19 protein-coding genes are annotated in these 24,371 nt (G+C 64.3%); 11 read left to right on the plus strand and 8 right to left on the minus strand.

Annotated features, from left to right (window positions below; all coding sequences use genetic code 11):
• Window positions 1-39 precede the first annotated feature (39 nt).
• Window positions 40-825: a 5-deoxy-glucuronate isomerase gene (gene iolB / locus FJZ36_10140; GenBank protein ID MBM3215259.1), complete on the minus strand. Its 786-nt coding sequence runs from the start codon at window positions 823-825 to the stop codon at window positions 40-42.
• 25 nt (window positions 826-850) lie between these two features.
• On the minus strand, window positions 851-1,501 hold the full coding sequence (locus FJZ36_10145) for a tetratricopeptide repeat protein (GenBank protein MBM3215260.1): 651 nt from the start codon (window positions 1,499-1,501) through the stop codon (window positions 851-853).
• Window positions 1,502-1,525: 24 nt separating this feature from the next.
• Between FJZ36_10145 and FJZ36_10150 the strand changes: the two genes are divergently transcribed.
• The 3 genes from FJZ36_10150 (at window position 1,526) to FJZ36_10160 (ending at window position 4,988) form a co-directional block, all read left to right on the plus strand.
• Window positions 1,526-2,404, plus strand: a complete 879-nt coding sequence (locus tag FJZ36_10150) for a phytanoyl-CoA dioxygenase family protein (GenBank protein ID MBM3215261.1) — start codon at window positions 1,526-1,528, stop codon at window positions 2,402-2,404.
• A gap of 23 nt (window positions 2,405-2,427) precedes the next feature.
• Window positions 2,428-3,384 carry a phytanoyl-CoA dioxygenase family protein gene (locus FJZ36_10155; protein ID MBM3215262.1) on the plus strand — a complete coding sequence of 319 codons (957 nt, stop codon included), beginning with the start codon at window positions 2,428-2,430 and terminating at the stop codon, window positions 3,382-3,384.
• A 77-nt stretch (window positions 3,385-3,461) separates the two neighbouring features.
• Window positions 3,462-4,988, plus strand: coding sequence for a lytic transglycosylase domain-containing protein (locus tag FJZ36_10160; protein ID MBM3215263.1), 1,527 nt, complete (start codon window positions 3,462-3,464; stop codon window positions 4,986-4,988).
• A 247-nt stretch (window positions 4,989-5,235) separates the two neighbouring features.
• On the opposite strand, the gene FJZ36_10165 is transcribed toward FJZ36_10160, so the two are convergent.
• Window positions 5,236-10,197, minus strand: coding sequence for a choice-of-anchor D domain-containing protein (locus tag FJZ36_10165; protein MBM3215264.1), 4,962 nt, complete (start codon window positions 10,195-10,197; stop codon window positions 5,236-5,238).
• A gap of 597 nt (window positions 10,198-10,794) precedes the next feature.
• On the opposite strand from FJZ36_10165, the gene FJZ36_10170 reads away from it, so the two are divergent.
• The gene (locus tag FJZ36_10170) at window positions 10,795-13,308 is read left to right on the plus strand and encodes a hypothetical protein (protein ID MBM3215265.1); all 2,514 of its coding nucleotides are present in this window, start codon (window positions 10,795-10,797) and stop codon (window positions 13,306-13,308) included.
• On the opposite strand, the gene FJZ36_10175 is transcribed toward FJZ36_10170, so the two are convergent.
• The 3 genes from FJZ36_10175 to FJZ36_10185 form a co-directional block, all read right to left on the minus strand.
• Window positions 13,289-13,438, minus strand: a complete 150-nt coding sequence (locus FJZ36_10175) for a helix-turn-helix domain-containing protein (GenBank protein MBM3215266.1) — start codon at window positions 13,436-13,438, stop codon at window positions 13,289-13,291. The genes FJZ36_10170 and FJZ36_10175 overlap by 20 nt on opposite strands.
• 121 nt (window positions 13,439-13,559) lie before the next feature.
• Window positions 13,560-14,261 (minus strand): rhomboid family intramembrane serine protease, encoded by a 702-nt coding sequence (locus FJZ36_10180; protein MBM3215267.1) that lies wholly within the window; start codon window positions 14,259-14,261, stop codon window positions 13,560-13,562.
• A 106-nt stretch (window positions 14,262-14,367) separates the two neighbouring features.
• Window positions 14,368-15,699 (minus strand): glycoside hydrolase family 32 protein, encoded by a 1,332-nt coding sequence (locus FJZ36_10185; protein ID MBM3215268.1) that lies wholly within the window; start codon window positions 15,697-15,699, stop codon window positions 14,368-14,370.
• Window positions 15,700-15,952: 253 nt separating this feature from the next.
• On the opposite strand from FJZ36_10185, the gene FJZ36_10190 reads away from it, so the two are divergent.
• The 4 genes from FJZ36_10190 to FJZ36_10205 all read left to right on the plus strand — a co-directional run bounded on the left by FJZ36_10190 (window position 15,953) and on the right by FJZ36_10205 (window position 21,141).
• Window positions 15,953-18,688: a hypothetical protein gene (locus FJZ36_10190; GenBank protein ID MBM3215269.1), complete on the plus strand. Its 2,736-nt coding sequence runs from the start codon at window positions 15,953-15,955 to the stop codon at window positions 18,686-18,688.
• Window positions 18,689-18,956: 268 nt separating this feature from the next.
• On the plus strand, window positions 18,957-19,415 hold the full coding sequence (locus tag FJZ36_10195; GenBank protein ID MBM3215270.1) for a hypothetical protein: 459 nt from the start codon (window positions 18,957-18,959) through the stop codon (window positions 19,413-19,415).
• A gap of 64 nt (window positions 19,416-19,479) precedes the next feature.
• A complete protein-coding gene (locus FJZ36_10200) occupies window positions 19,480-20,751 on the plus strand; it encodes a VWA domain-containing protein (GenBank protein ID MBM3215271.1) in 1,272 nt (423 codons plus the stop codon).
• A gap of 3 nt (window positions 20,752-20,754) precedes the next feature.
• Window positions 20,755-21,141, plus strand: a complete 387-nt coding sequence (locus FJZ36_10205; GenBank protein MBM3215272.1) for a hypothetical protein — start codon at window positions 20,755-20,757, stop codon at window positions 21,139-21,141.
• On the opposite strand, the gene FJZ36_10210 is transcribed toward FJZ36_10205, so the two are convergent.
• Both FJZ36_10210 and FJZ36_10215 read right to left on the minus strand, forming a co-directional pair.
• Window positions 21,134-21,346 (minus strand): hypothetical protein, encoded by a 213-nt coding sequence (locus FJZ36_10210; GenBank protein ID MBM3215273.1) that lies wholly within the window; start codon window positions 21,344-21,346, stop codon window positions 21,134-21,136. The genes FJZ36_10205 and FJZ36_10210 overlap by 8 nt on opposite strands.
• 30 nt (window positions 21,347-21,376) lie before the next feature.
• The gene (locus FJZ36_10215; protein ID MBM3215274.1) at window positions 21,377-22,123 is read right to left on the minus strand and encodes a hypothetical protein; all 747 of its coding nucleotides are present in this window, start codon (window positions 22,121-22,123) and stop codon (window positions 21,377-21,379) included.
• Between the two features lie 139 nt (window positions 22,124-22,262).
• Between FJZ36_10215 and FJZ36_10220 the strand changes: the two genes are divergently transcribed.
• The 3 genes from FJZ36_10220 to FJZ36_10230 all read left to right on the plus strand — a co-directional run.
• The gene (locus tag FJZ36_10220; protein ID MBM3215275.1) at window positions 22,263-22,874 is read left to right on the plus strand and encodes a hypothetical protein; all 612 of its coding nucleotides are present in this window, start codon (window positions 22,263-22,265) and stop codon (window positions 22,872-22,874) included.
• Window positions 22,843-23,835 (plus strand): hypothetical protein, encoded by a 993-nt coding sequence (locus FJZ36_10225; GenBank protein ID MBM3215276.1) that lies wholly within the window; start codon window positions 22,843-22,845, stop codon window positions 23,833-23,835. The genes FJZ36_10220 and FJZ36_10225 overlap by 32 nt, the downstream gene beginning before the upstream one ends.
• The coding region (locus tag FJZ36_10230; protein MBM3215277.1) for a glycerophosphodiester phosphodiesterase at window positions 23,832-24,371 on the plus strand (540 nt) is incomplete at its 3' end. The genes FJZ36_10225 and FJZ36_10230, both read left to right, overlap by 4 nt.

Raw genomic sequence — 24,371 nt, forward strand, 5'->3', positions numbered from 1 at the left:
CACGCCTTTCCGAGTCGTGGGACGACTCGCCCGCGATGGCTACTTCTTCACCCACGCGTGCTGCGGGTCGTCGTACGGAATGAGCTTGCGTCGGTCGCCGGCGAGCATCCACAAGTAGTACAACTCGTACCCGGGAGCCGCCGCGACGGGGTGGTAGCCGTACGGGATGGAGACCGTGTCGTTCTGCTGGACGGTGTACGTGACGTCGAGGCGGCGACCGGCGTCGTAGATGCGCTGCACGCCGAAGCCCTGCGACGGGTTCATTCGGAAGAAGTAGACCTCTTCCATGTCGCTCTCGACGGGGGCATTGTCGTTGTCGTGACGATGCGGAGGAGAGCTCGACCAGTTGCCCGGCGGATTGTACGTTTCGCCGACGATGAGCCGTTGGGCCCCGACGTTGTCCGCGATGATGTCGGTCACCGTTCGCGTCCAGTTGCCGACACCGACGTGGCGTATGCCCACGTCGTTCGGGTGAACGACCGCCGGTTCCGTGTCCGTATCCGAGGGGGCGCTGCAGACGGCGATCTCCGTGTCGGACAGGGCGGTCACCGAGACATCGGTGCGCCTCGGCACGTATGCCGCCGAAGCATAGCCGTCGAACACGCTCGCGCGCGGTCCCAGCGCTTCCGACTTGCCCGCGATATCGATACGGCACTTGCCGCCGAGGAGGATAGCCCCAATCTCCTCATCGCCCGTGCGATGGTGGATCGACTCGCCGGATCGCAGGCTCAGGACTCCGAAGCTGAGGTAGCGGAGATCGTCGTCGCCGCGCTGGACGATCTGTGTGTATCCAGCAGACGGCGCGTAGGGATGGCACAGGTTCATGCAGTTCCTCTCTCCACCGCGACCGCTATGGTGACAAGTCGATCAGTTGTCGGGCGGCAGCGGCGTTGGGATCGAGCTCAAGGGCGGCTTGGGCGCTGGCACGGGCGGCTTCCCGTTCGCCCGCGTAATAGTAACACCATGCCTGGAGACCGAGAACGTCGGAGGCAGAAGTGTAGTCGTGGCGATAGAGCGACTTGGGATCGCCCTTCTGCGCCGACGCGAGCGCTCGGGCGGCGTCGGCATAGTCCGAAGGCATCCGCCGACGTAGGAACAGCGCCTGACCCAATCCCACCCAGGCGTCTGCGTGGCGGCTGTCTTGGCGCAGCGAACTGGTGAAGCTGGCGACCGCTAGGTCGGTTCCCTGGTCGCTCGGCGTTCCGTCGACAAGACTCAGGTGAACCCAGCCCAAGCCATTGTGGGCATCGGCGAGCGAGGGATCGAGCTTGGCGGCCCGTTCGAAGTCGAGGAGCGCGGCTGAGTACTCGCCTTTGCCGTATGACTGCCACGCGCGGGTGAGGGTTTCACCGGCATCGGTCCGGGTCGTGGGGTCGTCGTCCCCACACGATGCCCAGAGGATCGACAGCGCGAGCACCAGTGCGGCGGACCCGACGCGGCGCTTCACGAATGTCCTTTCTCGGTTCCCTGTCAGTCGTTGCGCGAAATTGGCGAGCTGCACGTCAGGCTACCAGCCCGGTTGCCGATGGTCAACCGACTGAGGACCCCACCATGCACTAGCCTGCGGCAATGCGCTAGACTTGCGCTCGACCCGATTCGAGGTGACGCATGGAGGTACAGGTCGATGGGGTTGACAGCTCAGGAGATCGAACGGTTCCACGAAGTCGGCTACTTGCCGATCCGTCAACGGCTTCTCGATGACGACCATCTGAGCCGCTTGCGGGAGCGGTATGACGCGCTCTTCTCGGCGAAGCGACAGACGCGCGGACAAGGGCTCCGCAACATCGCCGTGGTCGGCGCGTCCGAGTCCTCCGAGGACGCGGACACGTCCGAGGAGATGCTCCAGATCATGGAGATGTGGAGCTTCGACGATGAGTACCGGAACCTGCTCTATCACAAACCGCTGCTGGACGTTGCCGAATCGCTGATAGGTCCCGACATCCAGTTGTTCCACGATCAGGCGCTCTACAAGCCAGCCCGGAACGGCGGCGAAGTGCCCTGGCATCAGGATAACGGCTACTGGCGATGCGACCCGCCGGAGTTAGTCAGCATCTGGATCGCGCTGGACGACGCGGACGAACAGAACGGGTGCATGAACATGGTTCCCGGCAGTCATCGCTTGGGGGCGGTTGGGCATGGTCGGGCTCAGACGGATCGGGGTCAGCTTCCCGCCCTTCTGTCGGTCGATGTGGACGCGGCGAAGGCGGTCCCAGTGCCGATCAAAGCGGGTCACGGACTCGTCCACCACTGCCAGACGCTGCATCAGACGAACCCGAATCGGTCATCGCGCGACCGGCGCGCGATGGTCATCCACTACATGAAGGCGGGCACTCGCAACGCCAACGGTCAAGTGATGGCGGGGAACCTGCTGCTGCGCGGCAAGATGCCGGCGGACGTTCAGTAGCCGCTCCTGGAGGGGTCAGTGCCATGGCGTTGACGAACATGCAGCTCGAGCAGTACCGCCGGGACGGCTTCATCATCGTCCCGGACGTCTATACCGCAGCCGAGATGCGCGAGGCTCTGGAGGCGATGGAACGCATCTTCTACGGGAAGACGTTTGCCGAGCATCTCGCGGACCTCGACGCATCGAGCGGCGCGACGGCTGGCGTCAAGGACGGGTTTCACGAGGGCGGGCATGGCAGAGCCCAGTTCGCGACTGGCGTCGATGCCCTCGACCGGCTGATCGAGAACGACAACTACCTCGACATCTTCGAGCAGTGCCTGGGAACCGACCGCATCGCCTACTGCAACGCCCATCTCTTCATGCGGAGCGGACCCACGGACAAGCGCCACGCCGCCCATCCGTGGGAGGGCTACCACATCGATCACGACACGAACACGTTCCTTCCGCCGAGCGCGCGCGTCGGACTCTACGACTACGTGAACTCCGGCGTGTACCTGCACGACGTCGAGGACGACGGGGCTCCGATGCACGTCATCCCCGGCTCGCACACGCTGCTCGCGGAAATGCTGCCGCGTTGGTTCGAGGAGGGCTCCGCTTCGGGACGCGGCTCCTTCCCAGACATCCGCGAGATCACCGAGTTCGCGAAGCCGATCCCGACCGTCGCGAAAGCTGGCAGCGCGCTGTTCTACTCGTCCTACCTTGTCCACGCCGCCGTCCCGTTCGCCAACAAGCGAAGGCAGCGCGCTCTATGGACGCTCTCGTGCTGCCGCGCCGATGCGTCGAGTTCCACCAAGTACTCGAACGTATACCGATTCGGCGAACGCGACACCTGGATCCCGTTCTGCAACCGAACTTCACCGCGTGTGCGGGCGTTGTTCGGGTGGCCCCGCTCCGGCGATCCGTACTACACACCGCAGACGCTGGACTTGTTGCGCCGTTGGTGGCCCGACATGGACTTGGCTCCCTACCGAGGAGCGTGACACTCCGCCGCAACAGCCCGTGAGCCCGAGTCGTTATCTAAGGGAGAGCTGCCGATTCAGCACACGGGGAAACGACCATGCCCACGAGCCGACTCCGCCACGCCGCCGCAACCCTCTATGCGATCGCCTTCATCTCGCCGGTTATCGCCGCCGCTGGCGCGCCTGCCGTCGACGGCGGCTCCGTAGGCGCCATCACACGGTCGGTCGGCGGCGTCCGCACGACGGCTCGGGGCGACGCCGCAGCGTTGTTCGGCAACGTCTCGCTAATCGCCGACCAGACGCGACCGACACTCTTCGTCGACGCGTCACAGGGCGCTCTGGCGGCGACATTCCCGCTCGCTCGCTTCGGGGTGATCAGCGTTGGTGCCCTCGACATGGGCAGCGAAGATCGCTTCCTAGTTGACCGGCCGTGGAACCCGTTCGGAACCTTCGAGACGGGCACGAACCGGGCGTCGGTCGGCTACGCACTGAAGATCGAAGACCGACTCTCGTTCGGCGCGTCGGTTGACGGATGGCGCGACCCGTCGGGCGACTGGGACACGGGCGCGAGCGCCGGAATCCTGGTCGAGCCGAACCCGGCGCTGCACATCGGCGTTGCGACCTCGGTCTCGCCGTCGGGAGACCCCCTCACGCGGTACGGATTCTCGGTTCAGCCGTCTCGCAGGCTGCAGCTCCACGTCGAGGCGCAGCGATCTCAGATCGCGGCTGGGCTGGCAAGCGAGTGGCGCGACCTCGCGCTGCGCGTCGGTTCACGCTCGTTCATGCGCGAACACGACCCGATCCTGAGCGTTGGGGGATCCGCCCGTCTCTCGACGGGGCTCAGCGTGCATTACGCGTACGAGTTCTCGACGCCGGACGTGGGACGGCTCACGGGCTGGCGCGACGGAACCCACACGGTGTCGCTTGATGTCCCACTGTGGCGCTTAGGAACGCCTCCACCGCCGGCGCCCGCAAGGGCCGCGATCCCGCGCGTCGTCAACAGCGCGGGCGGAGCGATCATCGAGCCGCCGCGAGGACCCGCGAGCCCAGGGACAGCACCGGGCGTACCGGTTCCCGAGCGCGTGGTGCGCTCCGCCGTGGATCCGGTGCTCGACCTACCATCTAGCGTGGGAACGCTTCGCGAGCTGATCGAGCACCACGCCGCCAAGTACGGCGTCGAAGTGCCGCTCATCCTCGCCAAGATGCGCACGGAGTCCTCGTTCAATCCCAGAGCCGTGTCGCCATCGAAGGCAGTAGGGCTGTTCCAGCTTCTGCCTCCCGCCGCGCGCGACATGGGAATCCCGCTCCGAGACGAGGACATCCTCGATCCGGAGAAAGACCTGCGCTTCGACCCACTGGTCAACGCCGACGCCGGCATCCGCTATTTGGCTCATCTGCTCAACCGGTTCGGCTGGAACTACGTGCTGGCAATCGCTGGCTACAACGCCGGGCCCGGGCTGATCCAAGGCGAGGTACCGGCGCGGGCAGAGACCGAGCGCCACGTCGGAAAGGTGCTCAACTACTACTACCAGTACCGCAACGATCCCGCCGCCCTCGCCGACGCGTGGAGCCGCATCGACGCCATTCCGACGAGGGACCGCCAGTCTCTCAGTCTGCTCCCGTAGCCAGGGGAGGCGGCGGTTTGTGCCGCAGCCGGGCCCCGATATCGAGTTGTCTCTGCGCGACGGCGGCGAACGAAGAAGAAGGCTCATCCGCGGGCGGATGGCGCAGGCTGTCCACTTGTGCGGAGATCGCATGTACGGGAGTCACATCGGTGCGCATGGTTCCTGTATCCTCTCGGACGGACCAACAGTACCGTGGACCAGACGTCTCAGCCGCCGGAAGCCGAGTAGCCCCCATGCGCGATGCGCGCTACTTGTGGATCACCATCCGGCGCGTCTCGCGGAAGCTCCCCGCGCGGAGCTCGTAGAAGTAGACCCCGCTCGCGACCCGCTCCCCGAGCTCGTTCCGACCGTCCCAGTACGCCGCTTCGTCACGCGATGTGTAGTAGCCCGGCTCCCGGTAGCCCACGTCGAGCTTCCGCACGAGAGCCCCCGCCACGTCGTAGACGTTCACCGTGACGGCGGAACCCTCCTTTAGCTCGAAGGGGATCCACGTCTCCGGGTTGAAGGGGTTGGGGTAGTTCGCCATGAGCCGCGTGCGAGACGGCGGAGCGAAGGTCAGACGCGCCGTGAAGGTGTGCTTCCCTGCGTTGAGACGCATGGAACCCTCGCGGCTGAGGTCGTGCCGTTCATCGCCCGACTCGACGATGATCCGGTAGCCCTGCGGAAGCGTCTGAGCCGTCCAGCGGAGCGTGCCCGCCTCCGCCAGGTTCGCCGAGAGCTCCCACGTCGCTTCGCGCTGATTCGACGGCAAGATGCTTCGGCTCATCCGCTCGACCGGATCGTCCGTCGCGGCGTAGAACTCGGAGTAGCTGCGAATCGGCGGAGCCGGAGGCAGACCCACGTCGTAGGCGTCGAAGCCCACCTGCGCCTTGGAGCCGCTCCCGAGCTCGACCGTCTTGAGCGCCCCGCTGTCGAGCGAGATGGTCAACGGCGCGACCCAATCCGGCGACGGAGCCGCGCGCTGGACGATCGCCGGAGCCGTCGGCGTTTGGCTGATCGTCACCGTCCGAGCCGTCGCCAGCTCGTTGTAGACCCAGTAGCCCTGGAACTGCGCCAGACTCGTCGCGATGACGTAGTTGACGCCGTCATACCCGAAAACCGTCTTGGCGGTCGGGTTGTAGGCTGACGCGGGCGCGCCCCCGAACGGAGCGCCGACGAGGTTCCACCGAGGCTGCAGCGTCACGACGACTTCCTGAGCCGCCGGATCGCCCACGTCCACCTGGAAGGTCGTCGCCAGGGGCCCATCCGCCGCGCTGCGGTAGATGAAGAACCCCTTCTCGACGAACGGCAGCGGATCGGGACTGGCAGGCGCGAGCGCCACCTGCTGGTAGTTCTCGATCCATACGGGCGGCGTCGAGGTGTCGAAGTAGCCGTAGCCGTACATCGAAACGACGCCGCGCGTCACCAGGGCCGCCGGAGCTCCATCTGTCGCAGGTCCGGGCAGGGAGAACATCCGCCAGCGGATGCCCAACGTCGTCGCCAGCGTCTGCGGCAGGCGCTTCGAGAGCACGAGCGTCAAGAGGTGCCTGCCCGTGTTCAGGGATATGCTTGCCCCCAGAGGCAGCGGATGGACGACCGCCGTCGCCGCGTCCGTGTCGGGCCCGTGGACGATGCGCGGGTTGTCGTTGTAGTAGGCGAGGACGCCTTCCGGCAGCCCTTCGACCGAGAGGTAGTGCGTTCCGCTGCCTACCTCGACTTCGACGCTCCACGTACGGCTGTCCGCGAAGGCGAGAATGTCCTGCGACAGATACTCACCGTCTCGCAGCAGGCGGAGCCATGACGCCGGAGGCTGCGGCATGGGCGGGGCGAGCGTGTCTTCTAGCGACAGATTGACGGCATCCGTCGCGTCGAGGGAAACGCCGACGATGACCGTGTGGTCCCCTGCCAGGTCGCCCGTCAGGCGGAGCGTCGCCGTCCAGTTCTGGTAGGTCGGCAGAGCTGGGGCGAGGAACGGAGACCACGACGGGTTATCGTCAGAATACGGACTGGCTGTCAACCGAATACGGTTCTGTCCGTCGACACCAACCACGAAGATATCCGGGCTACCGTGGCGGACGGAGACGTAGACGATCTTCGAACCCTCCGGCGACCAAGACGGCCAGAAGTCACCTCCTGGATCCGGTTCGAGTCGAGATGGGTTTGTGCCGTCGCTGTTCATCGTAAACAACGAGAATGTACCTTCTCGATTTGAATGAAACGCGATCCTCGTTCCGTCCGGCGAGAAACATGGTCCCTCGTCGTCGCTTGATCCGTCTGACAGTGCGCGCCGATTCCCGCCATTGGCGTCCATAACGAATATGCGCGACGGCGACATACGCGAGTGATAGACGATCCTCGTGCCATCCGGCGACCATTTCGGGCTCTCGTCCGTGAATGAACTGGTCGTAAGTCGCGTTTGGTTCGACCCGTCCGCGTCCATAACATGGATATCGGCGTTGCCATCCCTCGTTGACGTGAACGCGATCTGATTTCCTGTGGGCGACCACGCAGGCCAGTCATCGTCGCCCGAAACGTTCGTCAAGCGGATCTCAGTTCCAGCCGCGATATCCTTTACGTAGATTTCGCGGTTACCGTCACGTGTTGACGCAAACGCCACTCGCGTCCCGTCGTCCGACCAGGTAGGGTGAAAATCCCATGCCGTTCCATCGGTTATCACCAGTTGCATAGCTCCGGTAGGGTCGCTGACGATGACTTTGTAGTTGCCGTCGCGGTTAGAGTGAAACGCGATCTTCGTGTTCGCTAAGTCGCCCATCGGAGGATCGATCCGTCCGATGCCTTTCGCCGTGACGGTCGACGGGCTTCCCGCCGCGTTGTGCGCGATGGTCAGCGCGGATTGCTCCCAGCCCACCTTCGTCGGCGTGAAGGTGACCGTGACCGTCTGGCTCTGACCCGCCGTCAGGTTGTAGGGCGGCGCGGGCGAGACGGTGAACTGCCCGTTCGACGACGCGATCCCGCTGACCGTCAGCGTCCCGCCGCCGGTGTTCGTGATGTCGAAGGTCGCTGTGCCGGGCGCGCTATTCTTCGTGGCGGTTCCGGCGTTGACGGTCGTCACGCCGACGTGAAGCGATGGAAGAGGGAAAGGAGACCAAGCACCCGTATCGTCTGTCGACGGGTCGCTCGTCACGTTTATTTGCTCGGTTCCGTCGGCGCTCATAACGTATATTTCCCAGTTGCCGTCACGATTCGTCTCGAACAGCAGCATCGTACCGTCTGGCGACCACTTCGGTTCTGCGTCGTTCGCGGGGTTATTCGTTAGATTGACGGGATTACCCCCGTCCGCGTCCACTACGTAGACTTCGCCGTTACTGTCGCGGTTCGACGAGAAAGCAATCTTGGAACCGTCCGGAGACCAGTCAGGCCACGATTCGGTGGCTGGATGGTTCGTCAGATCGATCTGGTTCGAACCGTCGGCATTCATCACGTAGATTTCGTAGTTGCCGTCTCGGTCCGTAACGAACGCGATCTTCGAACCATCAGGGGACCAGACCGGTTCGTAGTCGGACGCTGGATCATTTGTTAACCTCGTGGTATTTGTGCCATCAGCATCTATCACATAGATATCATTACGTATATCGTCTCGATTGGATGCGAAGATGATCTTTGCGCCATCCGGTGACCACGCGGGACAATAGTCTTCGCCCAGATCGTTGGTCAGGCGCGTTTCGACGGACGTCTCGATATCACGGACATAGAGCTCTGCGTTTCCGTCTCGCCAGGAGGAGAAAACTACCTTCTTGCCATCGGGAGACCACGCCGGAACTTCTTCATGCTCGACGCTTACCGTGAGATTGGACGCACCGGATCCATCCGAGTTCATGAGCCAGATATCGTTTTGTCCACTACGGTTGGACTCGAACGCGATCTTCGTCGCCACTAAGTTCCCCGTCGGCGGGTTGATCCTCCCGACTCCATCCACTCCAATCTTCAGAGGACTGCCTGCGCCGTTGTGGACGATAGTCAGCGTCGCCTGCTCCCAGCCCACCTTCGTCGGCGTGAACGTCACGGTGACGGTCTGGCTCGTGTTCGCGCCGATACCCAGGGCCGTCGGAGACACGATGAACTGCGGATCGCTCGACATGATGCCGATGATCGACCACGTTGCCAAGCCGTTGGCGGTATTGTCGAGCTCGAACGTCGCGGTCCCGGAGCCTGGCTTGGTCACGATCCCAGCATCCAACCTCGACAGCGCCTTCCATGTCACGCCATAGTCGTCGGATCGGGCGATATCACCGGCATCCATACCGGCGTACACGGTGCTTCCCACCACGAGCAGCGACTGCACGAACCGATCCGGCAGACCCGTGGTCTCCTGGTTCCACGTGGCACCGGCGTCTGTCGAACGGAAGACGCCCGCCGCATAGGTGCCGGTCAAAAGGGTTGTCCCCGCAAGCGCCAAGCACCCAACGTGGGTCAACGTACCCGGGTCGAAGACAGCGTCCGTCAACGGCTCCCATGAATCGCCATTGTTCGTAGTACGGTAGACGCCCGAGTCCGCTGCAGCCGCATACAGCGTCGTCCCGACCAGCAGGAAGTCCAATACTCGATGGGACCACACCCCCGGGACGGGAAGAATGCCGGTCGCGACCTGCGCCCATGTCGCCCCACCGTCGGTGGATCGCCAGACAGAATCCGTATGACCTCCGGCGAACAGCGTTCCGCTGGGAGTCTGAAACACAGCTTGGATGGCAACGAACAAGCCGCCGCCTTTCATCGGACTCCCAGCTAGGTGAACCCATGTGTTTCCACCATCGTCCGAACGGTAGATGCCCCCGGTCTCGGTTCCGACGTAAAACGAACTGCCCGAAACGGACAGCGACAGTACCTGTGGATCTCCGAGCCCGCTGTTACGCGCTTCCCATGTCCCCCCGCCGTCAGCGGATCGGTAGACGCCTCCGCCGTCCAGAGCGACGAACAACGCCGTTCCGCTAACCTCGATCGTCTCGACCGGAAAGCTCGGCAGGCCTGTGTTCACAGGCAACCATGTCGCTCCGCCGTCCGTAGACCGGTGCACACCATTGCGGACCGTTCCAGCGTAGAGCGTTCCGTCGGGTGTCGACGCCATGTCGAGAATCGCGCCCACCACGGGACGTCCGGTGATATGCCACCCGGTTCCTTGCGCTCGGGCTAGCCCCGCGCTGATGCCCAGCGCCACGACCACTACCATGACCGCAACGCGTGAGTGACGCTCCGAATCCTGTTGACGAAACATCGCTTGGCTCTCCTATGCGTCTGTTCCCGATGGCGGGTTCTGCTGACAATCTCGCAACTACGCTGCATGAACCACGAGTTCGGCCCGCACGCGTCCTAACGCGACGCGTTCGGGTCGATCCTTCCGGGAACGCATCCCATCACGCGACAGTCGTCTCCTTCCGTCAATACACCCCGGCGACGCCCTTCACTTCCGAACGACGACCTTCAGCGTGCACGCGACGACACCGGGGACATATGCTCCGTATCAGAAACGCACGGTACAGGCAACGGTTCACTATGAAATACTATAACCGCATTTCATTAGGAGTCCTAACGAATCTGAGATCCAGAACGTGATTCCTCTGACGAGTATCTAGCTAGGAGTCCCGCAGCTCACAGACCTGTGCTGTGCGCCGCCAAGGACGACGGCGCCGATGGTCTGCGCTAGGAGCTCGCGAGCGCTTCGACCCCCTCGGCAGGAGCGTCGTCGAGCTCCTCCGGTTCCCGATGCCGAACGCGCCGACGAAGCTCTCGCCGTCGTTGAACCGGCAGAGCGAATCCCCCATACTGACCCGGACCTCGCCTTCATCCACGCCGACCGCGAGGAGAGTGCCCCATGCCTGCCGACCAAGCCGTCTACTGGATCGACCGATGCCCCGCCGCCGAACCCGTCGCCTGGGCGAGGCAGACCCTCCGCGATGCGATGGCGTCCCAGGGCATCGACGCTCAGCCTGCCCGCTACTGGGAACCGAGTCGCGGAACGACCCTCTTGACCGGCACGACGTCGAACTGGCTCGTGCGGCGAGCCCTTGCGCTGGAGAACGTCCAAGTCGAGAACCGTCCTGAGGGCGTGCTGTTCCACACGTGCGCGACCGAGAGCGGTTCCGTCCAGGTCGCCGCTGGAACCGACGAGCGGGGCCTGATGTACGCCCTGCTGGAGCTCGCCGACCGGATCGAGGATGTTGGTCGCGTCGCGCTCGACTCGACCCCGCCGTTGGTCGAGTACCCGGAGCGACCCATCCGAGGCGTGGATCGGTTCATCATGGGCCCGCTCGACGACGAGTGGTTCCTTTCGACGGATTTCTGGCGCCGCTATCTCGCGCGGATCGCTCGCTGCCGGTTCAATCGGTTCGTGCTCGTCATGGGGTTCGACACGGCGTATTTCTCGCCGCCGTACCCCTTCTTCGTCGCTGTGCCGGACTACCCGAACGTCCGGGCCGTGGACGACGACCGGCGCGCGCGAAACCTGGCGCAGCTCCGCGAGATCGGATCGCTCTGCCACGCCCACGGCTTGGAGTTCGTCCTGGGTACCTGGCAGCAAACACCCTGGACGAAGCAGCAGGAGATGCTCGTCACGGGTCTCCCGGAGGGCGAGGGAGCGCTGGGAACCTACTGCGCGGCGGGTCTGCGGGAGTTGCTCGCCCAATGCCCCCAGATCGACGGGATGCACTTCCGCGTCAACCACGAGGCGGGCATCGGCGACCAGAACTCCAACGAGGCGTTCTGGAAGGAGTGCATCCGCGCCGTCGCCGAAGCGGAACCGAAACGCACCATCGACCTGCGCGCCAAGGGCTTGACCGACGGCATGATCGCCTACGCCCTCGAATGCGGCGTCGACGTGCGCGTGCCCACCAAGTACTGGTGCGAGCACATGGGCTTGCCGCACCACCTGACCCAGATGCGCAGCGAAGAGCTCGCCCGCCTGCACAACCTGAACCACAGCCGCCGGTACAGCTATTCCGACCTGCTCCGCAAGCCGCGCACCTACGAGATGGTCTTCCGCCTGTGGAATATGGGCTCCAGCACGGTCTTGCTCTGGGGCGATCCCGACTACGTGCGCCGGTTCGCCGAGAGCACGACGGTCGGCGGTTCCGTCGGATTCGAGGTCACCGCGCCGCTCAGCCTCAAGGGGGGCCACGCAGCGGCTCAGCGCGATCCGTGGCGCGTGATGAAGGCTCCCCTCACCGACGGCGAATACGAGGACGACCGCTACTGGATGACCTACCTGCTTTACGGACGGATCGGCTACTCCAGCGCGACGGATGGCGAAATATGGCGGCGGGAGCTCCGACGGCGGTTCGGCTCCGACGGTGCGCCGCTGCTCGAACGCGCCTATCGAGCCGCCAGCAAGGTGCTCCCGCTGGTGACGGCGTTCCACATGCCCGTCCATCCGATGCTCTGCTACTGGCCCGAGATGGATACCGGCGGACCCCTATTCGCGGAACACAATCACCACCCCCAGCGCGGCAAGAACACCTACCAGAACGCCGAACCGAGCGATCAGGGGCTCTTCTACAAGATCGACGACTACGTGCGCGACTCCCTCGGCGGAGCGCTCCAGGGCAAGCACTCGCCGCTGCACGTCCGCGACTGGTTCCGCTCATTCGCCGCCGAGACACGGGACGCTCTCGACGCTTCCCACGGGAACCGCGAGTACGCATCGAGCCGCGCCGACTTCCTGATGCTTGCCGACCTCGCGGACTACCACGCGTGGAAGATCGAGGCGGCCGTCGCGTTCACGAGCTACGAAGAACGCGGAAGTCAGCGCGACCTGCGGCGGGCGTTCACGGCGGCCCGCGAGGCGTTGGCGCATTGGCGGGCTCTTGCGGAGCGGGGAGCCGAGCAATACTACGACGCGCTCGACTTCAGCGCGGGAGCCGGATACGAGCGACGGGGAAGCTGGGCGGATCGCCAGCACGAGATCGAGAAGGACGTCGCCAAGCTGGCGGAGATGCTCGGTGACGAAGCCGAGAGCGTGGGGCCCGCCGTGGCAGCGCCTCCTCTGCCTCCGCCGACCATCGCGCTCTCCGTATCGGTTCCCGACACGTGCGTCGCCGGGCGTGATCTCGTGCTGGATGCACGCGTTGCCGACGTGCCTCTGTCTCCCGCGTCGATGACGCTCCACTACCGACGCATGAACCAGATGGACGGCGCGTTTCGGACGGCTCCCATGGAACGGACGGATCGGGGGTTTCGGGGCATCGTGCCGGGCGGCGAGATCGACGCAACGTTCGACCTGCTCGTTTATTTCTCCGCCATCGACCGCCAGGGACAGCCGGCGCTCTATCCGGGCGTGTACCACCCCGACCACGCCGCGCCCTACTTCATGATCACGACCGTGTCGGCGTAGGCGAATCAGCCGTCTCCGACGACACACCGAGAACCTGGGCGATTTCCTTGTTCTGGTAGCCAGCATCCGACAACAGCAGCGTCTGCGCACGACGGATCACACGAACACCACCATGCCCACTATGCGTCATACCTCGGAGGCGCTGGCGCTCAGCGGTCGATAACTCGACAACGTAAACACGAGGTCTTCCCCTCGTTCTCCCAGAAGGAGATACGACGAGACCTCAGAAACCAATGCACCGTAACAGACCGCTAGCCCCGGTAGAATCGCCGCTTGCTCTGCTGCCATTTGATGTAGGCGAAGCCGAACGCCATGCCGCCCAAGTGGGCGAAGTGCGCGACCCCTCCGCCGCCGCCCAATCCGCCGAGGATCGAGAGAACGGCGTAGATGATCACGAGCATCTTGGCGGGAATGCCAATGGGAATGAACAAGACCGGGATGTAGATCAGACGCGTGGGGAACATCATGCCGAAAGCCAGCAGGACGCCGTAGACCGCCCCGCTCGCCCCGACGACGGCGTTGGGCGTCCGGTGGAGGAGGGTCGGCAGCACCAACTGAAGGATGCCGCCGCCGATGCCGCACAGGAAGTAGTACGTCGCGAAGTGGCGGGTACCCCAACGCTCCTCGACCTCTGTGCCGAACATCCACAGGGCGAGCATGTTGAACCCGATGTGGAACAGGTTCGCGTGCAGGAACATGTACGTGACGAGCTGCCACGGACGGAACAGCCCGAACGCGCGCGCGAAATCCGGGTCCAGGTTCGTCTGAAGGGGAAGGAGACCCACGCGCGGCGCGAACAGCGCGATCCCGAGCTCCGGCGCGACCGCGCGCAGGACGAAGTCGAGACCGTACATGCCTGCGTTGGCGATCAGGAGAAGCTTGATCGCTGGGGGCAAGAGGCCTCTACGTGCGAAGCGAGTGAACCCGCCGCCGCCGTAGTAAGCATGGTTCATCCGGGATCACCAACGATGGGGTGGGCGTAGGGAACGGCAGACGCTCTCAGCACACCCATTATACATGAGCCCATCGACACTGCCCACCGGTTCCGCGCTGCCGGCTTCACCACGCGGACCTGAGCTCGCGGACCGACAACGACCAGATGCGCACCGCACTGCCCTCCGACGACAACGACCAGCCTCCATTGCCCGGATCGGGCAGGAAGCATGACGACATCGACAGCTCGCCATCGGCTGCGAAAAGCTCAATGGACGTACGATCCACGAGCGTGCGGAACCGTAGCCTGCCATCGACCACCGGTAACGGTCCTGCCGTGCCGCAGAATCCCGCTTGTCGCGCCGCGAGGTCAAACCGGACCGCCTCGCCGCGCACACCTAGCACGACAGCCCCCGCCGAGCCCACTTCGATCTCCCCGCTGATCTCGAAGAGCTCGCCATCGAGGTCGCGCAACGGGTTGTCGCCCGGCGCCAGCGCGATGTCTTGCCACTGGTGCTCACTGCCGTACAGCGACGCGATCTCGCGCACCGGCTCGCGATGCAGACGCACGCCCTTCGCCGTGTCCCTCAGCGTCAGCTCGCTGGGGAATGACATCTGCTGGTTGAACGGCATGTCCGGGTACTTGCCGCCTCGCATCCAGGCGATCTGGATGCGCCGACCGTCGCCTAACGGGATGTCGCTGTACGTCTGGGCGGCGTAGAAGTTCGCGCCGTGGTCCGCTCTCAGCACGTCCGTCTCGGGCATGAACGTCGTGCCGTCGAAGGTTCCGATGGAATGGTTCCCGTTACCCGCCCAGAACACCCACTTCGTGTGGTTGGGGTCGCCGTCAATGGGCAGCTCGAAGAGGTCCGGACATTCGCTTGCGTCGGGAACGCGCACATCCGACAGCCGCGTCCACTGGGTCAGGTTGGTCGAGCCGAACAGCGCGAAGTCGTTCCCATCCAGGTAGAGCGCCATCACCCACTTCGCCGAAGGCTCGTGCCAGAACACTTTGGGATCGCGGTTGCTGCCGACGATGTGTCCCAAGACGGGGTTCGCGGCGTGTTTCGTCCATGACCGCCCTCGGTCGGTGCTGTACGCGATGCTCTGCGTGAAGGGCTCCCCCGCCGACGTGTAGACGCACACGATCGCGTTGTCAGCGCCGGTTCTAAATCCGGCTGTGTTCTGCCAATCGACGACGGCGGAACCCGAGAAGATCGTGCCGAGATGGTCTGGATGGATCGCGTGCTCGAGCTGAGTCCAGCGCACGAGGTCAGGACTGACGGCGTGTCCCCACGTCATGTTGCCCCAGTCGACGCCGCTCGGGTTGTGCTGGAAGAACAGGTGGTACTCGCCCTGGTGGTACACGAGTCCGTTCGGGTCGTTGAGCCAGTTTTGGCGCGCCGTGAAATGGAACTGAGGTCGGTGCGTCTCGCGGTATGGTGGGCTGCCGGACATGCGCTGTCCTCCCGGTGAACAGTGTCGCGACGCTGCGGTCAGCGGATCGCCATTTTAGCATCTGAGACACGCGCCACACGCGGAATCCGAAGCCTCCGGCTTGTGGCATAGTTCCTGCTTTCATCGCCACGGACAGTTGCATTGCGCTGCGGGATCGGACATATTCGTGCACAACAGCGATTGTCCGCCACCGTACCGGGCAGCCGAGCGATCTCTGCGCACGCTAGACCCATTGCGTCGGAAGGAGAGTCGCGTGAATCGACGGACTTCCCGCCTCGTACTGGTCTCGTCGTTGCTTTTCATCGTGTTTGCCCTGACCGTAGCAGCCCAAGAGCCGACCCATCGACTCAACCACGCCGGCTTCGTCGTCTCGATGGACATGAGCGCCGACGGCTCGCGAGTCGCCACTGCTTGCGCCGACAGTAACGTGTACCTTTGGGAACCGGCAACGGGGAACCGACTCGCTGCCATTGCGCAGAACTACAAGCCGACCGTCGTGCGTTTTGGTCCCGGATCCGAATACCTGGCGATTGGCAACGAAGCGGGCTATGTCGAGCTCTGGCTCGCCTCGACCGGAAAGCACTATGCGACCTTCCGCCATCACGATCCGATCACCGACGTCGCCTTCAGCCCGGACGGATCGCTGGTCGCCACCTCTTCGCGTGACAACTCGTCCGCGATCTGGAACGTCAAGGACAAGGCGCATGTGCTCAACATGCCTCAGAAGAACGACGTCATGGCGATCCAGTTCAGCCCTGACGGCACGCTGATCGCGACGGCATCCAAGGACGCCACCGTCCGGTTGTGGAACGCCAAGACCGGGCGTCTGCGGACCACGATGGGACACAGCTCCGACGTCTGGACGGTCGCCTTCAGTCCCGACGGATCGCGGTTGGTCTCCGGTTCAGCCGACAACACCGCGCGCATCTGGGACGTGGCGACCGGTCGCCTTCTCCATCTGCTGAACCACAAGGATGATGTCACGACCGCGCGGTTCAGTCCGAGCGGCTTCCTAGTCGCGACCGGCTCCAACGACGGCATGGGTCGGCTCTGGGACGTCCAATCCGGCGAGATCATGCGGACGTTTCAGTACGCAGAAGCCGTGACATCCGTGACGTTCAGCCCGGATGGGCTCATGATCGCGAATGCCACGCGGGATGACCGCGCGTTCATCTGGGACGTCTCGGGCGAGGAGTTGCTCGCCACGCTGCCGCACGGAGGCGATGTCACCTCGATCCTATTCAGCGCGGATGGACTGATGGTCGCCACCGCCTCCGAAGACAAGACGGCGGCGCTGTGGAGCCTCACGCCCCCCGCCATCGCGCCGACGCTCAAAGCGCCCGGCATCGACGTCACACTCGATGCGTCCGCGACGCGAGGCATGGCACTCGAGTGGAACCCGACGCCCGGCGCATGGACCTACTACGTCCAGGTGTCGCGTGAACCCAACTTCTTCTCACTCATCGTCGATCCGTACGTCGGATCGACCGAGTACCGAATGCCCTCGGGGAAGCTGGGCAATGGCACGTACTACTGGCGAGTCGCCTCCTCCACGGTGCGGGACTACCTCGGTCCGTGGTCCGAGATGCGGTCGTTCACCGTCGATGCGTCCAACGTCGTGTTCGCCGATGTCGTCTACGCGGACACGGCAAGCGCGATCGTCGAGGTCCGCGCCGAGCGCATGACCGGGCTCTTCGGCTACCAAGCGGCGCTGGCGTTCGACCCGTCGGTGCTTCAGGTCGAGTCCGTCGAGGAGGGAGGTTTCTTGAAGCAAGCGGGCGCTGCGACAAACTGGCAACCGCCTGTGATCGACAACCGCGTCGGGCGCGTCACGCTGTTGCAGTACCGCCTCAGCGGGGGCGGGGTCGATGGAGCCGGGACGCTCGCTCGCGTCCGATTCAAGATCACCAAGGAGGGCTCCACCGTTGTCGGCTTCGCGCGCCTCAAGCTCTCCGACAACACCGGTTCCGCCATTGCCGGCGTTTCGGTCGAGTCCACTGTGAGCGCGACGGGTCCCGCCCAACTCACGATCGTCGTCACGCCGCGCGTGATCGACAACCAGTTGGAGGTCGTCGTCGCGGTCACAGATGCGTCGAACATCGAGAACTACGAGCTCAAGGTTCCGTACTCGCTCAACCATCTCGAGCTGCTGTCCGGCGTGCCGAACATCCGAGGCACAGGCACGCCGACGGCGGGCGCCGTCATGACGCTGCGATTCCGTATCTGGGAAGGTGGAGACCTTATCTTCCGTCCGTCCGGCGTTGTGCGAAGCCCGAAGGGCGAGAAGGGGAGGCTTCAGGTCGCGGAGGGGCAGATACACGTCGTCGCGTCGCCACCGGTCGACGTGAACAAGGATTACCGCGTCGACGCGGCGGACCTCGTGATTCTCGGCAGAAACTTCGACACCGAGGTGGTTGGGTCGGTGCGCCCCAATCCGGACGTGAACCGGGACGGCATCGTCGATCTCTTCGACTTCGTCGCGGTCGCCGTGGCATTCGGCGAGACGTACAGCGCCGTAGCGGCCTCACCACCGGTCGTCGCGGCGTCGAACGCGCGGGGCAGTCGCGTCGGCGCGCGCGACGCGCAACGCCTGCGCGCGATCTTGGGGCGTCTGGATCAGCTCGGTGACGGCAGCGCTGAGGTCTCCAGAGCCCGGCGAGTTCTCGTCCGACTGCTGGGCGAAGGAATGGTGACCGGGAGAACGACGCTGCTGGCGGCGTATCCGAGTCCCGCGAATCCCGAGACGTGGATACCGTTCGAGCTCGACTCACCTTCGGATGTCGATATCGTCGTGTTCAATGCGCTCGGAAACGTCGTGCGCCGGCTGGAGCTCGGCTGGAGGAAGGCGGGTTCCCATATCAGTCGTGACGGAGCTGCCTACTGGGACGGCGCGAACGACGCTGGCGAGCCCGTGAGCAGCGGCGCTTACTGGGTCCAGCTCCGAACCGCCACAGGAGACGACACGCGACGGGTCCTGCTCGTGAAGTAGGGCACGCGCCTGCGGTTCGCGGGCGTTCCTTGAGCAGTTCCTGGGCGGTGCCGATCTTGACGGCATGTAGCCCGTGTGGTAGCTTGCGTGCGGCGTCGAAGCGCTGTTTCAGTGAGGCGTCTGCCCATCGCCGAGGCGAGCAGAACCCGTGGCAGTGTCGCGCGAGCCCAGTGTCCGAATTGCCTTCGCCAAGTCCACAATTCCTCGGCCACGCCGTGATTCGCGGTGTGACACAGGTTTCAGGATCGCCGTCGCGCCGACGCTTCGGATGGCGGACGACCCAAGAGTTGGAAGCGGGCATGCCGGCGGGATCGCTGATCTGACGCTCGCGCAACGGTCGCGCGCACTGCCGCAGCCTGCCGTGCCGCCGCGTCCGAGGGGGCACGGCCGCCGACTCCTGGATGGGCTGACGTACGAAGCTGTCCACCGATTGCTCTTGCTGCCGGGACCCAGGCGACCAACATCCGGGTTCACGTTTCTGAGTCGGATCCGTCGGCGGGCTGTCGTTCTGTCAGGAGCTGCCTTCCTGAGTGTCCTGCTCTCGACCATGGCTCCGATAGCCGCCGTCGTGCCTTTGGCTGCTTGCCTCAGCATCGCCATCGCCGAGAAGCGCGCCGGATGGGTCCGGCTGTCGCCTTTCGCCACCCGTCTCACCCACGCGGTCCTAATCCTCGTGGGCATCGGAATCGTCCTAGACGGTGTGATGCTGTGGCTCTCGCGTCAGTGATGCGTGTCAGCCGACTGAATCGCCTTGTTCGTTCTCCTGTTAACCGTGTGAGGAACGCTGCCGAATGACTCGCCGTGGGTCGTTGACGACACCGTTGCGAAGGGCTGGTCGGATGAACACAACCAGGCATGACGCCCAACGTGCATTGGGATTCCAACCGACCCGCGAGCGGCGGTCGCGCGCCGCTTTGCTCGTTTCGCTGTCCCTGCACCTTGCCGCCGCCATTACGATGGGCATCGTGCTGATGATGCAGGTCGAAGTCTACCGCGTCCTCGATGCGATCGACGTCGAGTGGTTCCAGTTACCCAACGCGCCGCAGATGGTGAAGAAGCGGCTCAAGACGCCCATCGAAGAGAAGCCCAAGGAGGACGAAAGACCGCTGGCTCGGGAAGTGCCTGACAAGCTGATGAAGCAGGCGAACAACCCCATCACCGAAGTGCGCCAGTGGAGCCCTCGGATCGTCCTGCAAGACGCGGAGAACAACCTTCTGCCGCGCACCCAGAGGCTCCCAGACATTGCCACTGCCGCCGACCTTCAGTTGAGCTCCGACGTGACGAGCTTGTCGCAGCTTCGCTCGTTGCCGGGAGCCACCGACGGTCAGGGAAAGGTCACGGGACGAACCCGTGTTCGCGGTTCGGGTCTCGGATCGATGCTCTACGGCAACGACGGAACCGGCGACGGTCTGCTCGGAGGCGGAGGTCGCTCGGGAGTGGGCGATCCGCTGAACATCCTCGACTTCCTGCGCGGCAAGGGCGATCACGGTCGGATCGTCTACGTGCTCGACGTTTCGGCGAGCATGGGCGCGGCGGGGCTCTACAAGCTCGAGTTGGCGAAATCGGCGCTCATCGATCACATGTTCCTGCTCACGGAACAAGACACGTTCAACATCCTGACGTTCTCCGCCAACGTGTCTCGCATGGGAGGCGAGGCAGTCACTGCGACCGCGGACAACTTGTCGAAGGCGAAACGCTATCTCGATCGATTCACACAGCAGTCGATCGGCGACAACAACGGCACGAACACGTTGGGAGCCCTGCAGGCTGCCTTCGCGATGCAGCCAGATGTCGTCGTGTTGCTGACAGACGGTGTTCCGACGAGCGCTTACGGCTCCGTCGTCGAGACGGACCCGGAGAAGATCGTCCAGGGAGTCCGACGCGCGAACGCGTCGCAGGCGGGGCTCTTCATCGTCGGGTTGGAGCTGGATGTCAAGGATTCCCCGAACGCTCCGGGAGCCATCCTACTCAAGCGCCTCGCGGACCAGACAGGCGGCCGCATCCGGTTCGTCGGGCGGGACGAGCTCGTCCGCTACCGTGACAGCCTCGCGACGAGCCGCTAGCGCATGGGCACCCCTGGACGGGTTCGCCCCCATCTGACCGACGACCAACTGTCGATGCCGCAGGAGGAGATCGTCGCTGCTCAGCGACAGCAACTCGCCCGCCTGGGTCTGCGCACCGACGAGCTGATCGATCTCGCGCGGTCAGCCCACGAAGAGCTAGGCGTCCCAACCGTTCTGCTCTGGAACACGACGACAGACGAGGTGCTTCCGACGCCGCTCGACTGGGAGGGGCATACCAACGTGCACGCGCTGCCTGACGCGGTCTACGAGTCTGCTCGCGGTGCGCTGACGGACTCTTGCGACGGACGCACGCTGGTTGTCGTCATGTACGATGGGTCGAATGGAATGACGGGCGTGTACGCGCTCTCGACTCAGGTGGGACCTACATAGACGAGCGTTCGATCCGTGTTCCCACCCAGAACACCGCCATCCCGGCGAGGAAGAAGGCGAGCTCGATCCCCATGGCGCGTTCGCCGGACATGGGCCCCAGAGGCAATGCCAACTGCGTGTGGTTGCCGATCCCGATGACAATGCCGGCGGTGAGCGACGCGATGCCCATCAACTCAAGCGTCTTGCCGACGATGAACCGCACCACGGCCCTCGCACCCTCGGGTGATCCGGCTGATCAGTAGAGAGCCTTGACCTTGCCCCATGTCGTTCCGAGTTTCGCGCGGGGACCGATGCCGTCGTCGAACGACAGGACCCCAAGCTGCGCGCCGCGCCGCGACGGGGAGTCGGGCACCCAGCCGATCCGCGACTGGACTCCGCGAGCATCGACATCGACGTAGGTGATGTTGAGGCTCAGCTCTTTGAGCGACTGGTACATCGCATTCGTGTCGAGGCTGAACTCGACTCCCTTGCCGTCGCGACTCCACACGACGAACGGCACGTCCGGGTCCTCGACCGATCCGGTCGAGTGGACCGGGATCGTGTAACGCGATATAGGCTGCGTCGCGCTCGTCCTCTCGTAGACCTCGAGCCGGTCGGAGAATTCAGGTCGCCTCGGATCGAGCCGCAACTCGTCGTCTTCGATCCGAAGGGCGACATAGAGGCGTCCATCCCTCCACACTGCCCTGAACGACGCATCGGCATCCCGGCTATCGACCCACTGCGCGCCCGTGTCGACGTCGTAATCGAGTCGCTGCTCTCGCGCTTTGGACCACACCGGGTCGTCCAACATGCCGTCGACGATAGGAGCCGATCTGGATCGACCGACCAGGTAGGTGGGTTGGGCTGCGGATTGGGTCTCGGAAGCGGAGGCGACCATCGTTGACGCAGTCGCCAGGACAACCAGTGAGATCAGCAACCGCACGGCACATTCGGGCCCGCGCCGATACGCGTGCCGTGTCCGCCGAATCGTGTGTTCTGCCATCGGGTGCTCCTCGCAGGCTCCTGCACACTAACAGATTACTTGCACTACGAACGGTCGTCAAGGTCGACTCGCGCCACATCGCCTCCTGCGCAGCGTCGAGCGGTTCCCCACGCACGCCGCGTGTGATACGCTTCGCGACATGAAACCCATTCCTTCGCGATGGCTTGCCTGCCTCGCCGCCGCTCTGTTTGCGATATCCGGGTGCACCGGGATCCACGAGGGCCATCTCTTTCCGGTGCCCGACGAGAACACGACGTTCCTCCCGAAGTCGAAGGGAGCCGCAGTCTCCAAGAATGGCGTCGCCGTCGTCGTGGCTTCCATGCCTGATGTGAAAGAGGCAGACGGCTTCTTCGTCATCATCTACAACTCGTCGGGCCAATGGGTCAGCTTCGACCGCGCCGCCGTCCGTCTTCTCGACCACAACGGACAGAGCTTCAAGCCTCTGACAAGGCAGGAGCAGAACTTCCTCCTGGGAGCCCGATTCCAGCCCAAGCCGCCTATCGGGATCAAGGGCGACATCTTCCGATGGGATCGCACACTCAGTGTCCAGGGCGACTGGGTCAGCCCTCTTAACCCGGAAGAGGTCATTCGGACCTCGGTCATGCATGGAGGCAAGGCGCCGTTCTACGTCTATTTCCGCCGCCAGAGCGGCCGTTCCCCTCGCTTGACGCTCATCATCCCGAACGTCGAGCTAGGGTCGTCGATGGAAAAGCTCACGTATGTTTTCCGTTTCGCCGTTCAGACGGAGTAGATATTTCCTGACCGTCGCTCTTGGCATCGCCGCCACGGCTGGGTGCGCTGGCATGCGGCCGGTTCCCCCCACTGTACGCGCCTCGCGCCTCGATCCAACGAGTCTCAGCCACGTCGGCGTTCACTTCGAGCTCGCGGCGAAACTGGGCGAACCGGGCAAGGGCGCGGAACCGTTGAGCGATCCGTCTGCGGCCGCCATCGCGTCGGATGGGACGCTCTACGTTGCAGACGCTGAAACGCACCGCATCCTCGCGCTTCGTCCCGACGGCACGGTCAGCAACACGATTGGCGGGTACGGTTCGCGCGTCGGCGAATTCGATACTCCGAGAGCGATCACGTTCGTCCCGTCGCCGCGCGACGTGCTCTATGTCGCAGACAGCGGCGGCAGGCAGGTTCAGTCCTACGATCCCGCGACCCATCGGTTCGGCGTTCTCGAAACCCAGAATGACACGTCGGGATTCGCGCCGACCGCGCTCGCGTGGGACGGATCGATGGGTTTGCTGCTCCTCGATGCGATCCACGGTCGTGTCTGCCGCATCGCTACCACCGGCGCAGTGGTCTGGTCATACGACGGTTTCGGTCATGATCGTGGCTCACTCGACAACCCGCAGGCGGTCGCCCCGGACGGCAAGGGCGGAGCCCATATCGCGGACACGGGCAATCAGCGGCTGATCCGCCTCGACTTCGCCGGGAACCTCGTCGCCGAGACCTCGCTGGTCGAGGCGGTCGTCACCCCAGTTGGCGTGGGCGTCGATGCAGCCGGTCGGCGATACGTGTGCGATGCTGCCACACCGCGAGTCGTCGTCATCGGGGAGCGCGGAGACATCCTGACCGAGTTCGGTCGCGGCGAAATGCGGGAGCCCGTATCCGTCGCCCTGGGACAGGACGGTTCCGTGTACGTCGTGGACCGATCGTTGGCACGGATCCTGATGTATAAGCCATCGGAGACCGAGCGCCCATGAAGAACTGGCTGAGGATTGCGCATCGCGGAGCCTCGGCACATGCGCCGGAGAACACGCTGGCAGCCTTCCGTCTCGCGGTCGAGATGGACACGGACGGCGTCGAGATGGACGTGCATGTGACCGGCGACGGCGAGGTGGTCGTGCTCCACGATGCCACGCTGGATCGCACCACCGACCGGATCGGACGCGTCGCGCAGATGGCGATGTCGGATATCCGCGCTGCCGACGCCGGTGTGCGGTTCTCTGAGGCGTTCGTCGGCGAGCGTGTCCCGACGCTTGACGAAGCGTTCGATGTTCTGCCGGCGAACACGCTGGCAGTGGTCGAGCTGAAGGTTCGCGATGCCGCGCTTCCGGTGGCGGAGATCGTCCGGAAGGCGAACAGGCTTGATCAGACCGTGGTCATCTCATTCATCCCGGAGACGCTGCGGGAGATTCGGTTCGCCGAGCCGCGCATCGCGACCTCGCTGCTGATCGGCTCCTCGCGCGAAGGACCCCAACCGACGGCGACCTCGTTGATTCAGCAAGCCTTTGACGTC

Source organism: Candidatus Poribacteria bacterium (genome assembly GCA_016866785.1).
In the GTDB taxonomy this organism is placed as follows: Bacteria; Poribacteria; WGA-4E.